A 15,133-nucleotide genomic window follows, 5' to 3' on the forward strand; every position below is an offset into this window, starting at 1 on the left:
AACGGCTTGCATCGCCGAGCCCATGATTTTTATCGTTGCGAGCCGATCCTAAAGCAAAGTCATGGCGGGCCACAACGGGCCCCCTTGGCTGGGTCCTGGCGTCAATCGTCGAGCTTGTTGAGGTCGCGCACCGACTGCATGATCGGCTCGAAATTCGAGCGTGCATCGAGCGCGTCGAACAATTGCGCGGTGTCCTCGAGCAGGGCATGCGAGCGTTGCAGCGCGATCCGCACGTCGTCCTGCGGCGTGTCGGACAGCCGGCCATGACCCGACAGCAGGATCTTCGAATTGAGGCCCTTCAGCCGCTCCAGCGACTGGATGTAATCGGCGATCGAGCCGGAGCCGAACACGCCGCCCATCACGCCGCCGGGCATCAGCGTGTCGGCGGCGAACAGCAGCCCCTTGTCCTGATCGAACAGCGAGATGCAGGCCGAGGTATGGCCCGGCGTGTACATCACGCTAAGGCGGAAATTGCCGAGGTCGATCAAATTGCCTTCCTCGAGCCAGATGTCGATGTCGATCGGCACGTTCGGCTCGTTGAACATCTTGCGCAGCATCGAGAAGTCGTCGCGCAGCATGATCTTGTTGGCGGCGAGCCGGTGCGCGGCGATGTAGGCGCTGCCGTGGAAATGATAGGCCGCGCCGATATGATCGAGATGCTCGTGGCTCAGCACCACCATGTCGATCATCTCGGGCGTGATGCCGAGATGGTTGAGGCAGGCAACCAGCGACGGATAGTTGGTCGACAGCCCGACGTCGATCATGATGGTCCGCTTGCTGCCGCGCACGAGATAGGCGTTCGCCGCACGGTTCTTGAAGCGGATCTGGTAGACGTCGTCGGCCGCCTGGATCAGCGTCGCGACGTCGGCGTCGAACAGCGTCTTGAACGGGCTCGGCTTACGGTCGCTCATGGTGCGCCTGCCGCTCGGTAAGTGACGGCGTTGGACGCGCGCAGGCGTTTCGAGAGCGCATCCATCACCATCAGCGCGAACGCCGGCTGCTGGCTGACCAGATAGACGAAGCGGGCGTGGTTGATCCGCATCACCCGCGTCGCGGTCGCGGAGGCGATCGCGGTTGCCGAGCGCGCCGAGCCGTCGATCACGGCCATCTCGCCGAAGAACTCGCCCTTGCCGAGGCTGACGATGACCGTCCTGTGTCCGCCATCGATCTTGGCGATGTCGACGGTGCCGTCGAGCACGACGAACAGCTCGCGACCGGTCGAGCCTTCCTCAAAAATGACGTCATCGACATCAAATTCATTGATGCACTTCTCGATCGTCATGGCGCTCTCCTGCCTTCTGGCTGGAAGACGGCGGTATGTTAATCGGGAAAACGCCGCGCGCAAACGGAGCCGACGCAGATTGCCGCATGGCAACATCGCCCAAATCCGGCCCGGAAAACTCCCTAAAATTTAGGTAATGGCGGAGCGGGGTAACCATTTCGCAAGCAATAAAAGTTACCGAATTGTCAACCCAGTCTGGAGACTTTGAACGTGAGTGAGCAGCAGAGCGAGCCGATCAGCGGTCAAGCCGGCGCCGAGATGGCGGCGAAGAGCGGGCCCGCGATGGTCGCGGCCGGCGTCGAGGCTGCCAGGCTTGCGCCCGAGCAGGAAGAGACGTCGCCAAAGGCCGACGCGCCCAGGATGGACGCGCCGAAGGTTGAATCCCCCAAGGTTGAGCCGTCCCGGCTCGATCCCATCATCGAGGCCAAGATCGACGCGAAGATCGAGCCGATCAACATGGACGTGCCCAAGGTCGAGACCGGCGAGCGTGAAGAGCCGCGTTTCCCGGGCAAGCTGATGATCATGGCGCCCGGTGACCGGACCTGGGACCACGAAGCGACCGCCTCCAAGCCGGGCGCCGAGCAGGCGGCCAAGGCAGCAGGCAAGCCGGCAGGCACGCGCCGGTTCGGGGCGATGGCCGCCGTGATTGCGCTGGCGACCGTGGCAGGGGCCATCGGTGGCGCACTCGCGACCGCCGGGCTTGGCCATCTCGCCGCCCCCGCCGCTGCCTCCGTCAGGGATGTGGCTGCCAAGGACGCAGCCAAGGATGCCGCCGCCAAGGAAGCGGCCGACGCCTCCTTCGCCCGGATCGAATCCGAAATCGCCGCGCTGAAGGCGAGCGTGGAGCAGACCGCCAAGGCCGGCCAGGCCCAGTTCAGCAGGGCCAGCGACCGGATCGAGAAGGTCGAGAAGGCCCAGGCCGAGCCGCTGGCCAAGCTCAACAAGCTCAGCGAGACCGTCGACAAGCTCCGCGCCCCGCAGACGACCGTCGCCGCTGCGACGCCCGCCCGCGAGGTCACGGGCTCGGTCACCCCGGCGGCTGCCGCGGCAACACCTGCGGCCCCAAGGCCCGAGGTCGGCCGCCTTCCGGTGGTCGACGGCTGGGCGCTGCGCGACGTCGGCAATGGCGGCGCATTGATCGAGGGCCGCGGCGGCATCTACGAGGTTTATGCCGGCGATCCCGTCCCGGGTCTCGGCCGCGTCGACGCGATCCGCAAGCAGGATGGCCGTTGGGTGGTCGTCACCAGCAAGGGTCTGATCGTCTCGCGCTGATCGACAAAACGCGACGATACCAAGGCGCTTCACCGCGATGTGAAGCGCCTTTTTTCTTGAATAGGGTTTGCGGTGCGGTGTTAGTGGGGCATGAGCCGCGCGCTGAAATGCCTCCTGGTGATGTCCGTTCTGCTCGTTGGCGCCGTGCCGGCACGCGCCGCGGAGGATCGCGCGCTCGAGCGCGGCGCGGCGGTGATCGATCCCGCGATCCTGCGCGAACTCGATCATGGCCGCCTCAGTCTCGGCCGGATGCTCGCGCCGGAGCGTTCCGCCGACACGCCGCTGTCGAACCGCGATCTGTTCGGATTGCCTGCGATGGTGCCGGTGCGCGAGGCGCTCGATCGCGAATTCGATCGTTATGTCGGAAAGCATAGGGCAAGCCTGCCGAACGAGAGCATCGGGGTCGGCGACGGCTTCGCGTTTCAGCTGTTCGACCGCGCGCTGTTTGGATCCCCTGACGTTCGCTTCGTGCTGTCGGGCATCGTCAACCGCATGGACCGCGCCTATGTCGCGCCGACGGACTGCGGCGAGATACGGCTGATCTACCGGCTGACCCGCACCGACGTGCCGCTGATCGGCGAGAACGCGGTCTCGCAGCGGCTGCCGATGACGCTGAACCTGGTGCTGAAGGCGAAGGGCGGCGGCAACGATGCATTGCTCAGCTGCCGCGAGATCGCGCGGCGCTGGCTCGCGACCGGCCGTGCACCGCCGATGATGGACAAGCTGTTCGGCAAGGACGGGCCGCTCGGCCTGATCGACGCGCGGAACATCGATCGCATCGAGACCAATCTGCAGATCGCGCACGCGCCGAAATCCGCGGTGCGCGACTTCCGCACCGACTATCTCCTGAAGGTGTTCGACTATGACGGCGCGACGAGACGCTTTGTCGAGGCGCCGCTGGAGAACCAGGTCGATCGCGATCGCATTCTGGCCGACGAGGCGCTGAAGCGCGACTTCAAGACATGGCTGCTCGATCCCGGGCATTTTGCCGAGCTCGATCGCGGCACCCTGCTGATCCCCGATCGCTTCCTCGCAACCGGTGCGGTGGCGCCGACGCCGACCGGTTTCGACGTCAGCGACCAGGAGCCGGAGTTCGGGATGGTGCAGGGCGAGGGGACGGCCGGGCCGGCGGTGTTCTCGGAAGGTGACGTGGTCGGCGCGTTGCAGAAGGCCGCGGCGGACGGAACGAAGCTGCAAAACATCCAGTCGCTGGCCGGCTTCGAGCGGCGCCTCAACGACGTCACCTGCGCGGGCTGTCACCAGACCCGCGGCATTGGCGGCTTCCATTTCCCCGGCGTCGACTGGATGGCGGCAAAACCGTCGAACTCCACCGTGGTGCCGGCCTCGCCGCATTTCTTCGGCGACCAACCTCGGCGCCGCGATATTCTCGCAAGCTTCCGCGACGGCAAGGCGCCGGACTTCTCGCGCGGCTTCTCCAACCGGCCGCAACTGCGCAGCAGCACCGAGCTTGCCGGCACCGAATACAGCGATGGCTGGGGCGCGCATTGCTATCTGCCGGGCGCCAGGCCGGCCGAGACCGACCGCAGCTTTCGCGGCTGGACCTGCGCTGAAGGCCTCGCCTGCCAGGTCGCGGGGAAGACCTCACGGATGGGCATGTGCTTCGTGAAGGGTCGGTGATTTCAGCTGGAACCGAAGCGCCTGCGCGTCATTATTCGGTGCTACATTCCGCCTTGCGACCACGACCCGAACAGCCCAGCCCTTGAGCGGAGACCGGCCGATGAGTGCTCCCGAGCAGGACAAGCAGCGCAACCGCGAGATCGCGGCCAACGAGGCCGAGCGTCAGGCGGTGAGCGCCGTCCGCGTCAGCAGCTGGGCGATCGGGCTTGCGGTCGTCATCGGCATTATTGCCGTGGCCCTGGTCTGGTCCTGGCTGAAAAGATAGTCACTCACACGTAATGCTTCAGGCGCGGCCGCGATCCGGGTCAGGAGTACAGGTCTCACCTGCATCTCTGTGCTCCCGGGGAAGCCCGTCTCCCCGCATGAGCGGGGCGACGGAGGAGCAGCATCAGTTCGACCTCAGGCAACCGCGCCCGACGCGCGCAGCTTCTGGATCGTGGCCTCGTCGTAGCCGGCCTGGCGCAGGATCTCGTCGGAATGCTCACCGACCTCGGGCGGTTTGCGCGGCTGCACCTTCCTGGCGCCGTCGATGAAGATCGGGCTGTTGACGGTCAGCATGGTGTCGTTCTCGAAGCGCACCAGCACCTCGTTCTCGATCATCTGCTTGTCGTTCGGGATGTCGTCGAGGATGCCGACGACGCCGAACACCAGGCCGTTGCCGTCGAGGATCTTGCGCCATTCGGCGAGATCCTTGCCGGCGAACACCTCGTCGAAGATCTTGATCAGCTCGACCGAGCGCGCATGGCGGTCCGCCTTGGTGGCAAAGCGCGCGTCGGCGACGAGGTCCTCGCGGCCCATGCAGCGCGCCAGGGTCGGCCATTGCCGGTCCTCGTTGAGCAGCGACAGGATCAGCCAGCGGCCGTCCTTGCACTTGTAGTGGTTGGTGACGGCGTTGAGCGCCTCTTCGCGCGGCTTGCGCTTCTTGAACTTGGCGCCGGCGAGCTTGGCCTGCGCCAGCACGCCGTTGGCCCAGACGCCGTTGGCCATCAAATTGGTCGAGACATGCGAGCCCTTGCCGGTCTTCTCGCGCTGGAACAGCGCGGTGACGATCGCGCCGTAGAACGCCATCGCGCAGGGGTGATCGCCCATGCCGGCGACCGAGCGGGCCGGCGTGGTGTCCTCGTCGGCGCGCACCAGATCCATCAGGCCGGAGCGGGCCCAGTAGGCGTTGGAGTCGAAGCCGGGCTTGTTGGCCTCTTCGCCCTTCTCGCCGTAACCGGTGAAGGAGGCATAGATCAGCCGGTCGTTGAGATGCGCAAGATGATCGTAGGTGATGCCGAGCTTCGCCCGCACCTGCGGCGGCATGTTGGTGATGAACACGTCGGCCTCGGCGACGAGCTTGTAGAGCACTTCGCGCGCGTCCGGTTTGGTGAGGTCGAGCGCGAGGCTCTTCTTGTTGCGGGCTTCCAGCATCCACGCGAAATTGTGCTCGCTCGCGGGATAGCCGGGCAAATTGGGGAGATTGCGGTAGGGGTCGCCGGCGCCCGGTGGCTCGATCTTGATGACGTCGGCGCCGAAGTCGGACAGCACGGTGGCGGCCGCGGGCGCCGCGATGAAGCTCGCGCAGTCCAGGACCTTGAGCCCGTCAAAAATGCCTTTTTCCATCGTGCCGTCGCTCCCGTGGCGCTTGTTGGTGTTTTTCCGGTAGCTGGAATTATCGTGTGCGATGATCCCGATCGGACCGCCATTTGACCCATCTCGGGGGCACGATGCAACGGGAGTCATTCCGGGCCCGGCGCTCATGCACCATGTCGGAATGACACGTCGGTGAGGAGCTTTATTCCACCCCCGCCATCAGCGCCGCATTGCCGCCCGCGGCGGCGGTGTTGATCGTGACCGTCTGCTCGGTGGCGAAGCGCGTGAGGTAGTGCGGCCCGCCGGCCTTGGGGCCGGTGCCGGAGAGGCCGCTGCCACCGAACGGCTGCACGCCGACGACCGCACCGATCATGTTGCGGTTGACATAGACGTTCCCGACCTGGAGACGGTCGATCACGTGCTCGATCGTGTCGTCGATGCGGGAATGGATGCCGAGCGTCAGCCCAAATCCAGTTGCCTCGATCGCGGCCAGCACGTCGCCGAGCCGTTCGGCGCGGTAACGGACGACATGCAGGATCGGGCCGAACACCTCCTCACGCAGCTGGCTCGCCGCCGACAGTTCGAAGATATGCGGCGCGACGAAATTGCCTGCCGGGGCATCGCCGGCGAGATGCACCCGCGCCTCCTGCTTCATCCGCGCGATATGCGCGTCGAGCCGCTGCTTGGCCTCGGCATCGATCACGGGTCCGATATGCGTCGACGGTGCGGAGGGATCGCCGATCTTCAGTTCGCGCGCGGCGCCGGCGATCATCTCGATCATCCGGTCGGCGACGTCGTCCTGCACGAACAGCAGCCGCAGCGCCGAGCAGCGCTGGCCGGCGGAGCGGAACGCCGAGGTCACGACGTCGTCGGCGACCTGCTCGGGCAGCGCGGTGGCGTCGACGATCATTGCATTGATGCCGCCGGTCTCGGCGATCAGCGGCACGATCGGGCCGTCCTTGGCCGCAAGGGTCCGGTTGATCGCGCGCGCCACCTCGGTCGAGCCGGTGAAGACCACGCCGGCAATGCCGGGATGGCTGACCAGCGCGGCACCGACCGCGCCGTCGCCCTGGACCAGATGCAGGGCCGATCCCGGCACGCCCGCTTCGTGCAGCAGCGCGACGGCCTCAGCCGCGATGCGCGGCGTCTGCTCGGCCGGCTTTGCGATCACCGTATTGCCGGCCATCAGCGCCGCCGTCACCTGGCCGAGGAAGATCGCGAGCGGGAAATTCCATGGCGAGATCGCGACGAATGCGCCGCGGCCGCGCAATTCCAGCGTGTTGCTCTCGCCGGTCGGCCCCGGCATCGCCTCCCCCTGCCCGAACAGCTTCCGGCCGAGTGCCGCGTAGTAGCGGCAGAAGTCGATCGCCTCGCGCACCTCCGAGAGTGCGTCGTCGAGTGTCTTGCCGCCTTCGCTCTGCAGCAAGGCGAGGAAGTGCGCGCGGCGCTGCCCGAGCAGGTCCGCGGCCTTGTCGAGGATCGCCGCACGTTGGGTGGCCGGCGTGCCGTTCCAGACCTTGAAGCCACCGCGGGCGGCGGCGACCGCGGCATTCGCCTGTTCGACCGTCGATGTCGCAACCATGCCGGGCGCGGCCTTGGGTTGGACGGCAATCGAAGACGTCAACGCGTCGAGCGCCTTTCGCTCGCCGAACTCGATGCCGTGCGAATTCTCGCGCTGCGGCCGATAGAGATCGGCCGGCAACGGAATTCCGGAGTGAGCAGCATTGTTGTCGGCACCGATGATCTCGGCCGGGCGGCGCAACAGGTCCACGATGGAGACGCGATTGTCCGCCGCCAGTGCCACGAAGGACGAGTTGGCGCCGTTCTCGAGCAGCCGGCGCACCAGATAGGCGAGCAGATCGCGGTGGCTGCCGACCGGCGCATAGGTGCGATGGGCGATCTCCGGCCTGTCGTCGCCGAGCTGTGCGTAGAGCGCTTCGCCCATGCCGTGCAGCCGCTGAAATTCGAAGCTCGTGGGATCGTCTGACAGTTCGAGGATGGTCGCGACCGTCAGCGCGTTATGGGTGGCGAATTGGGGAAACAGCCGCGGCCGCAGCGCGAGCAGCTTTCGCGCGCAGGCGACATAGTTCAGATCGGTCATCGCCTTGCGGGTGAACACCGGATAGCCGTCGAGCCCGCGTTCCTGCGCGCGCTTGATCTCGGTGTCCCAATAGGCGCCCTTGACCAGGCGCACCATCATCCTGCGGTCGAGCGCGCGCGTGAGTGCATCGATATAGTCGATCACCTCAGTGGCGCGCTTCTGATAGGCCTGGATCGCAAGCCCAAAGCCGCTCCAGCCGGCGAACGACGGATCGGCGAAGGCAGCGGCGATGACGTCGAGCGAGAGCTCCAGCCGGTCGGCTTCCTCGGCATCGACGGTGAAGTTGAGGTCGAACGCCTTGGCGCGGCGCGCCAGATCGATGAGCTGCGGCACCAGCTCGGTCATCACCCGCGCGTGGCTGACGGCCTCGAAGCGCGGATGCAGCGCGGAGAGTTTGACGGAGATTCCGGGCCGGTCGGGCAGGGCCTGATCGCCGGCTGCCTTGCCGATCGCCTCGATCGCGCGGGCGTAGGATTCGAAATAGCGATGGGCGTCGTCGGCGGTGCGCGCGCCCTCGCCGAGCATGTCGAAGGAATAGCGCGAGCCGCGCGCGGTGTGCGATTGGGCACGCGCCAGCGCCGCCTCGATGGTCTCGCCAAGCACGAAATGGCTGCCCATCAGCCGCATCGCCTGCCGTGTCGCTGCGCGCACCGCCGGCGCGCCGAGACGCTTGGTCAGCCGCCCGATCGTGCCCTGCGGCGTTTCGCCGGGCTGGATCACGCGGGCCGACATGCCGAGCGCCCAGGCCGAGGCGTTGACCATGAAGGCGCTCGATCTGGTCTCGTGGTTGACGAAGTCGCCCTGGCCGAGCTTGTCCTCGATGAACTGGTCGGCAGTGCGCGCGTCGGGCACCCGCAACAGCGCCTCCGCCAGCACCATCAGCGCCAGGCCCTCCTTGGTCGATAGCGCGAACTCGCGCAGCATGTCCTCGACCCCACCGAGCGGATCGTCGTTGGCCCTGATCGCCTCGATGAGGCGCCGCGCGGTGCGGTCGACCCCGGCCTCCTGGTCTGCGCCAAGCCTGGCGTCCCCGCGCAGGCGGCCGGCGATCGCGGTGTCATCGGGGGCGTAGGGCGCGCTGAACGGGAGCGGGTCTGGCATGATGGTTCCTTGGCGGTCCTTGCCGGTTCCTGGCGATTCCTTGGGGTTGCACGGGAACACCTACGCGCGGTCGCACCGTAGTTCGATAGACAAATTAGCAGATTTGCCTTAGAAAATCCGGACCATTTCAGATATTGCCGTGGATATGACAGAGATAGACAAGACAGACCGCAAAATCCTCTCGATCCTGCAAGGGGATGGCCGGATTGCCAATGTGGAACTGGCCGAGAGGATCGGGCTGTCGCCGACCTCGGTCGGCGAGCGGTTGAAGCGGCTGCAGCGCGACGGCTTCGTCGAGGGTTACGGCGCGAGGCTCAATCCGCACCGGCTCGGGCTCAGCCTCCTGGTGTTTGTCGAGGTGCTGCTCGACAAGACCACGCCCGATGTGTTCGCGCGCTTCGCCAAGGCAGTCCAGGCCGCGCCGGAAGTGCTGGAGTGTCACATGGTGGCCGGCGGCTTCGACTATCTGGTCAAGGCGCGCGTCGCCAACATGACCGCCTATCGCAGGTTTCTGGGCGAGACCCTGCTGGCGCTGCCGGGCGTGCGCGAGACCCGAACCTACGCGGTGATGGAGGAAGTCAAGCGCGACGCGCCGCTGCCGGTCGGTTGATAGGCTCCGGATCTGATCCACAGCCATGCGCAGGATGTACGCGGGATGTCTTGGCATCGCGACGCACCCGCGATAATTCTGCCCCTCAGTTGGGGGCCGCGACATGGACGATGCCAATCAGCCGATAGGTGCGAAGCGAGCCGGGGTTGCCGGCGCGTTATGTGCAGCCGTCTTGTCCCTGTTCGCGACGTCGCCGTCGCGCGCGGCCGAGTTCAGCTCCGGCATCATGCAGCTCTATACATCGGTCTCGATCTATCCGCCATCGGCCTCGGCGATGACGGTGTGCTACGGCTTCGTCTGCCGGCGCCGGGAGATGCTCGACTTCAGCGCGGCCGACCGGGCGGCTCTGAGCAGGATCATGGCCACGGGCCGCGCCAACGCCGCCGCCGAACGCGCGGCCGTGCAAAAGGCCGTGATCTGGTTCGACCGGCGGATGGGGCCGATCCTCGGCACCGACAAGCGCGTGGCGAAAGCGGACTTCCGCGCCAATGACGACAAGCACAATTACGATTGCTGGGACACCACCCGCAACACGACCAGCCTGATGCTGGTGATGCAATCGTGGAACCTGTTCAAGTTCCACGACGTCGGGGATCCCCACTATCGCGGATTTTCGTTTGCGCAAACGCCGCACAACACCGCCGTTCTGCTCGAACGCGCCACCAAGGTGGAATGGGCCGTCGATCTCTGGCCCCGCGGCTATCTGCAACCGCCTGACGTCATGACCGTCGCCAAATGGGTGACGGAAGATTGAACGGCTGAACGTTCCTGCCGCGCGCGTTCCGTTCACGGCGCAGCATTTTCCGTCACGACCCGGGCATGATGCAGAGAGACACATCCCGCGATTGTCGGTGAGGCTCACGTGCGGCGGGCCACAGCAATTGGTCGGTGCCGGATATGACGGTCAAATGGCCAATAGCGGCACGCGATCGGTGGTGGCCGAAAAAAGTTCAACGCCGTGGCGCGAGGGCGCCGTGCCCGCTCCGCCTAACGTCACGTCGTGTGAGGTTGGATCGGCCTTCACTCCCGGATCGTGTCCGAGAGTGCGCCGCTGGATCTCGCGCGGTGCGCTAGACCTTGAGGTTCTCGGCTGACGTCTTGCCGCGATTGGCGATCTCTTCGTATTCAACGGACTGGCCTTCGTTGAGGCTCTGAAGACCGGCCTTCTGAACTGCTGAAATATGAACGAAAATGTCCTTACCGCCCGATGCGGGCTGGATGAATCCATAACCCTTGGTCGGGTTGAACCACTTCACTGTACCTTTGGGCATTCCAGTCGTCTCCGCGGAATCAATCGAAAACAGACCAGTCGGTCCCCGCACAAACCGGCTTGTCCGTACCGCACAGGATAGCAGTTTGAAAAAAGCTGGGTAGATCAAACCACGGTGTGATTTTGTCCGGAAACAACCCGCTTTGCAGGGTTTTGGTGGCGGATTGCCTGTTTCGTGGTCAATTGATGCGCTGCAAAAAGATCGGTCCCACTTGGATCGATAGCCCCGCGCGCGGGCTTTCCGCTAGCGCGCGGGGGAATGGATCGGCCGCGTCTTAATAGGTCGCGGAGAGGTACTCGACGATCTTGCCGACGTCGGCCTGGTCGATCGGCGCGCCGTAGACCTTGATCATCTTGGTCACCTCGGCCTGCCAGAAGTCCTTCTTGAACTTCTCGCCCTGCGGCTGGGTCTTGATGTAGTCGGCCGAGTGGCAGGCGGTGCAGTTGTTCTGCACCACCTCGAGGTTGGGACCGGGCCTGAAGGCCGCAGTCTCCTCGGGAAGCGTGTAGTTGACGGGCGCGGCCATCGTAGCCCCGATCGACAGCATGGCGATCGCGGCGAGGGCGGGAAGCAGCTTGCTGGTCATGATGCTTCTCCTCACGCCGCGGTGACGCGCACGGTTTCGACGACGTTGCGCAGATAGCCGGCGGGATTCCACAGCGGATCCATCGGCTGGGTGTCGCCGGCATTGTTGGTGGCGCGCACTTTCAGATCCGAGGCACCGGCGGGAAGCGCTACTTTCAGCTTCCATTCGCGGAAGGCGTATTTGCCGAGATCCTTGCCAAGCTTGGCCGGCGTCCAGCTCTTGCCGCCGTCGATCGAGACCGCGACCTCCTTGATGCCCTTGCCGCCGTCGAAGGCGATGCCGCGCAGCGTGGTGCGGCCGGCCTTCAGCCTGGCGCCGTCGGCAACGCTGGTGATGAATGAACGCACCGTGAAGCGGTTGATCGGGATCGTTGCCTTTGGCGCGGTGCCGGGCTCGACCGCATTGTTCGGCGTGTCCGGAATCCGGTAGGCCGACTTCATCCAGAAGCCCTCGAACACATTGTCGATCACGGTGATCTCATTGAGGTGCTTCACCCAATAGGTGCCGTAATAGCCGGGCACCACGAGGCGGAGCGGGAAGCCGTTGAGGAATGGCAGGTCCTCGCCGTTCATGCCCCAGGCCAGCATCACTTCGCCGTCCCGCGCATGGTCGATGTCGAGCGCCTTCACGAAGTCAGGCGTCGTATCCATCACCGGACCGTCCATGCCATTGAAGGTGACCTGCTTGGCGCCGGTCTGCACGCCGGCCATGTCCAGCACGGTCTTCAGCGGCACGCCGTGCCAGCGTGCGCAGCCCATCGCGCCGTTGCCGAGCTGACCGCCGGCGACGCGCGGATTGAACAAGCCGCGGCTGTTGCCGGAGCACTGGTTGACGGCGACGAGCTCGACAGCCTTCAGCTTCCGGATGTCCCTTAGCGACAGCCTCACGGGCTTGTCGACCTTGCCCTTGATCTCGAGCGTGAACTTGTCCGGATCCAGATCGTAGGGGATGCCGGCGAGGTGATAGCGGACGAAGAACGCGTTGTTCGGCGTGAGCGGCCCGTCGTTGAAGATCGCAAACGGCGTTTCCAGCTGCGGCGGCCGGCTGGTCTGGCCGATCATCGGGCGCTTCTGCGGGTAGTGCACCAGCGGCCGTTCGCCATTGCCGAAGGGGAGCGTCACGGTGTCGAGGGCGAATGCGCCCCTTGATCCCAGCCCCGTCACCAAAGCGGCCAACCCGGCGCGCTTCATCAAGTCTCGTCGATCGAGCATTCCGCTTCCTCCGAAGCTGTTCTGTCGTGAGCTGGTCATCACCAGGCTCACCTTGCCTTGCGCGCGTTCGCATCACGGAATGCGCGCGGCGACAAATGTCGCACCTGACAACTGCAAGTCAATTGAGCTTTCGCAGCGTTGCGTCGCAACAACGAGAAGCCCCGGTCGCATGCGGCGACCGGGGCATTTCCATCCAAGTCGAAGGCTCGATCAGTAGCAGACGTTCACGGTGCGATAGCGATAGCCGTAGGGCGTCAGCACCAGGCGGGTGACGTAGCAGCCGGAATCGACGAAGCCGACGGAGATGCCCGGGCCGCCCCAGAAGTGATGGTGATACGGATGCCAGAAGAACGGCTTGGCCGAAGCCGAGGTCGGTGTCAGCGCGGCGGCAGCAAGTGTTGCGGCAGTCGCGAGAGCAAGCGTGACTTTGCGAAGCATGGTCGTCTCCTTCAGATGCGCGTTGAACTCTGTCGCGGCGCGGTTGCAGTGTTACCCATCGCCAGTCAGTCGCATCCGGCACCGGGCGCGTTCGAGCATCTCTGCTCAACGCAGCTTCGGATGTGCGGCAGGTCACATTCGGTGAAGGGGGAGATGAACCGGTCAGGCCGCGACGGCGTGCCGGTCGTCGACCAGCGCGGACAGGACGCGCGTCGCCTCGACGGTGCGCACGGTCATCGGCTCGTTGCGGCCGCGGATCGCGACCTCCTGCGCCGGCAGGGTATCGTCGGCAAGGCCGGCGGTGACGCGCACCTCGTCGGAGATGACCGCCTCGCAAGCCAGCGCCTTCGTCATGTCCTGCAGCCGTGCCGCGACGTTGACGGCGTCGCCGAGCGCGGTGAACACCATGTGGTCGCGATAGCCGATATCGCCCACGATCACCTCGCCGCCATGGATGCCGATGCCGAAGCGGATCGGCTCGCGCAAATCGTGACCGAGAAACTGGTTCAGCTCGTCGATATTGGCTGCGATCAGCGCCGCCGCGCGCAGTGCCTGGCGGCAGGCCACCTGCCGGTCGGTGGTGAGCCCGAACAGCGCCAACATGCCGTCGCCGATGAACTGGTTGGGCCGCCCGCCGGCTTCCAGCACCGCCTGCGACACCGCGCCGAGGAAGCGGTTGACGATGAACACGGTGTCGAACGGCAGCCGCTTCTCGGCAAGCTGCGTCGAGCCGCGCATGTCGACGAACATGCTGACGAGATAGCGCTCCTGGCCGACCCGTGTCGGATTGGCGGCGTGCCCGTTCGCCGACATCGTGTGCGGCAGGAACAGCTGGAAGAAGGCCAGGTCGCCGGTCGGCCGCAACTGGCAGGCCAGCCGGATCGACGGATCGTCGGTACCGACCCGGTGCAGCACGAAGGCTTCGCGCGGGGAAGGCTCGGGGAGGGCGGCGTGATCGCCGATGATCCGGATGCGGCAGGTCGAGCAGCGCGCACGGCCGCCGCAGACGCTCGCATGCGGCACGTTGTAGCGCAGGCTCGCTTCCAGCACGCTCAATCCCCTCGGCACCCGGAGCGTGCGGCCGTTGCCGTAGGACAGCGCGATCATGCCGCCGCGGCGTTCCAGCAGAGCACGCGCGCCGCGCGCCAGCAGCACGAGGCCGAGCAGGCCGAGATAGCCGATCGTCAGGTCATCCGTGATCTTCTCGAGCGTGGTCCCTTGGGCCGCCGCCCCGAGCTTCTGCACCGAGAGCTCCTCGCGCCGCCAGTCGGAATCCTGGTAGTCGGCGATGGTGGCGCGGCCGGCCTGATAGATGCCGAGTATCGCCAGCGTCGGGATCAGCACGGCCGTGGCGAGCAGGAACGGCGCGGCGCGCGTAAAGAACGCACGCAGCCGCAGCCAGAAATACAGGCCGATGCAGCCATGCACCCAGGCGATCAGCAGTACCGCCAGCATCAGCCACAGCCGGTTCGGCGAGGCGATGAAGAACGTGTACAGCTCCTGCGGGTAGAGCTTCTCGTGTCCGTACAGGGTCTTGCCGAGCCGCACACCGACGACGTGCGCGACGATCAGCATCGGGATGCTGAGGCCAAGCGTGAGCTGCAGCGGCTCGATCGCCTTCCAGTGGAACTCGCGGCGCTGATACAGCGCCCAGATCCCGAGCCCGGTATGTACCAGGCAGGCGCCATAGAACACGATCGCGACCGGCAGGAACTGCCAGAATTCGGTGTGGTAATGCACCCCGATCGCCATCGCCTCCGTCGAGATATTGCCGAGCGCGTGGTTGAGGAAATGGCTGATCAGGTAGGCGAACATGATCGCCCCCGTGACCAGGCGAACCTGCCGCTGGCCGATGCCGCGGGCCATTTCCTGCAAATGTTCGCGCGAGGGGGAGGCCATGTGATTCATATCGGCAATTCTAGTGATTAATTCCCGCGCTGAACACCATCGCGGGTCCGGATGGGTCGCGGTAGCGGGCCGTGCAGCACGTTGACACTCCGTTAATAGTCGAACAAAAGGCGCCGTGACGAAAGCCCAAGCCCAATCCG

General features: G+C 65.6%; 14 protein-coding genes. 5 read left to right on the top strand and 9 right to left on the bottom strand.

All coding sequences use genetic code 11. From position 1 onward, the window contains the following. Positions 1–101: 101 nt before the first annotated feature. On the bottom strand, positions 102–911 hold the full coding sequence (locus HAP47_RS10420) for an MBL fold metallo-hydrolase (protein WP_173638321.1): 810 nt from the start codon (positions 909–911) through the stop codon (positions 102–104). Then, positions 908–1,282 carry a Crp/Fnr family transcriptional regulator gene (locus HAP47_RS10425; RefSeq protein ID WP_173638320.1) on the bottom strand — a complete coding sequence of 125 codons (375 nt, stop codon included), beginning with the start codon at positions 1,280–1,282 and terminating at the stop codon, positions 908–910. The genes HAP47_RS10420 and HAP47_RS10425 overlap by 4 nt, the downstream gene beginning before the upstream one ends. Positions 1,283–1,486: 204 nt before the next feature. On the opposite strand from HAP47_RS10425, the gene HAP47_RS10430 reads away from it, so the two are divergent. The 3 genes from HAP47_RS10430 to HAP47_RS10440 all read left to right on the top strand — a co-directional run bounded on the left by HAP47_RS10430 (position 1,487) and on the right by HAP47_RS10440 (position 4,457). Further along, on the top strand, positions 1,487–2,554 hold the full coding sequence (locus HAP47_RS10430) for a hypothetical protein (RefSeq protein WP_173638319.1): 1,068 nt from the start codon (positions 1,487–1,489) through the stop codon (positions 2,552–2,554). Positions 2,555–2,644: 90 nt separating this feature from the next. Beyond that, positions 2,645–4,192 (top strand): hypothetical protein, encoded by a 1,548-nt coding sequence (locus tag HAP47_RS10435; RefSeq protein ID WP_173638318.1) that lies wholly within the window; start codon positions 2,645–2,647, stop codon positions 4,190–4,192. 100 nt (positions 4,193–4,292) lie between these two features. Then, positions 4,293–4,457: a hypothetical protein gene (locus tag HAP47_RS10440; RefSeq protein WP_173638317.1), complete on the top strand. Its 165-nt coding sequence runs from the start codon at positions 4,293–4,295 to the stop codon at positions 4,455–4,457. A gap of 134 nt (positions 4,458–4,591) precedes the next feature. Here HAP47_RS10440 and HAP47_RS10445 read toward each other — a convergent pair whose 3' ends face one another. Both HAP47_RS10445 and putA read right to left on the bottom strand, forming a co-directional pair. Further along, positions 4,592–5,797, bottom strand: coding sequence for a CaiB/BaiF CoA transferase family protein (locus HAP47_RS10445; protein ID WP_173638316.1), 1,206 nt, complete (start codon positions 5,795–5,797; stop codon positions 4,592–4,594). Between the two features lie 172 nt (positions 5,798–5,969). After that, complete coding sequence (putA, locus tag HAP47_RS10450; RefSeq protein ID WP_173638315.1) at positions 5,970–8,969, bottom strand: bifunctional proline dehydrogenase/L-glutamate gamma-semialdehyde dehydrogenase PutA; 3,000 nt, start codon at positions 8,967–8,969, stop codon at positions 5,970–5,972. Positions 8,970–9,114: 145 nt separating this feature from the next. On the opposite strand from putA, the gene HAP47_RS10455 reads away from it, so the two are divergent. Together HAP47_RS10455 and HAP47_RS10460 are read left to right on the top strand one after the other, a co-directional pair. Further along, the gene (locus tag HAP47_RS10455) at positions 9,115–9,579 is read left to right on the top strand and encodes an Lrp/AsnC ligand binding domain-containing protein (RefSeq protein WP_173640558.1); all 465 of its coding nucleotides are present in this window, start codon (positions 9,115–9,117) and stop codon (positions 9,577–9,579) included. Between the two features lie 103 nt (positions 9,580–9,682). Further along, the gene (locus tag HAP47_RS10460) at positions 9,683–10,333 is read left to right on the top strand and encodes a hypothetical protein (RefSeq protein WP_173638314.1); all 651 of its coding nucleotides are present in this window, start codon (positions 9,683–9,685) and stop codon (positions 10,331–10,333) included. 316 nt (positions 10,334–10,649) lie between these two features. Here the strand turns inward: HAP47_RS10460 and HAP47_RS10465 are convergent, their stop codons facing one another. The 5 genes from HAP47_RS10465 to HAP47_RS10485 form a co-directional block, all read right to left on the bottom strand. Then, complete coding sequence (locus tag HAP47_RS10465) at positions 10,650–10,850, bottom strand: cold-shock protein (RefSeq protein WP_163149424.1); 201 nt, start codon at positions 10,848–10,850, stop codon at positions 10,650–10,652. Between the two features lie 274 nt (positions 10,851–11,124). Next, on the bottom strand, positions 11,125–11,436 hold the full coding sequence (gene sorB, locus HAP47_RS10470; RefSeq protein ID WP_173638313.1) for a SorB family sulfite dehydrogenase c-type cytochrome subunit: 312 nt from the start codon (positions 11,434–11,436) through the stop codon (positions 11,125–11,127). Positions 11,437–11,447: 11 nt separating this feature from the next. Beyond that, complete coding sequence (gene sorA, locus HAP47_RS10475; RefSeq protein WP_173638312.1) at positions 11,448–12,647, bottom strand: SorA family sulfite dehydrogenase catalytic subunit; 1,200 nt, start codon at positions 12,645–12,647, stop codon at positions 11,448–11,450. A gap of 210 nt (positions 12,648–12,857) precedes the next feature. Further along, complete coding sequence (locus HAP47_RS10480; protein ID WP_173638311.1) at positions 12,858–13,085, bottom strand: hypothetical protein; 228 nt, start codon at positions 13,083–13,085, stop codon at positions 12,858–12,860. Between the two features lie 162 nt (positions 13,086–13,247). Then, positions 13,248–14,984, bottom strand: a complete 1,737-nt coding sequence (locus tag HAP47_RS10485) for an adenylate/guanylate cyclase domain-containing protein (RefSeq protein ID WP_173638310.1) — start codon at positions 14,982–14,984, stop codon at positions 13,248–13,250. Positions 14,985–15,133 lie beyond the last annotated feature (149 nt).

Origin of the sequence: Bradyrhizobium sp. 41S5, assembly GCF_011516665.3 — a bacterium.
GTDB classification, from domain to species: Bacteria; Pseudomonadota; Alphaproteobacteria; order Rhizobiales; family Xanthobacteraceae; genus Bradyrhizobium; species Bradyrhizobium quebecense.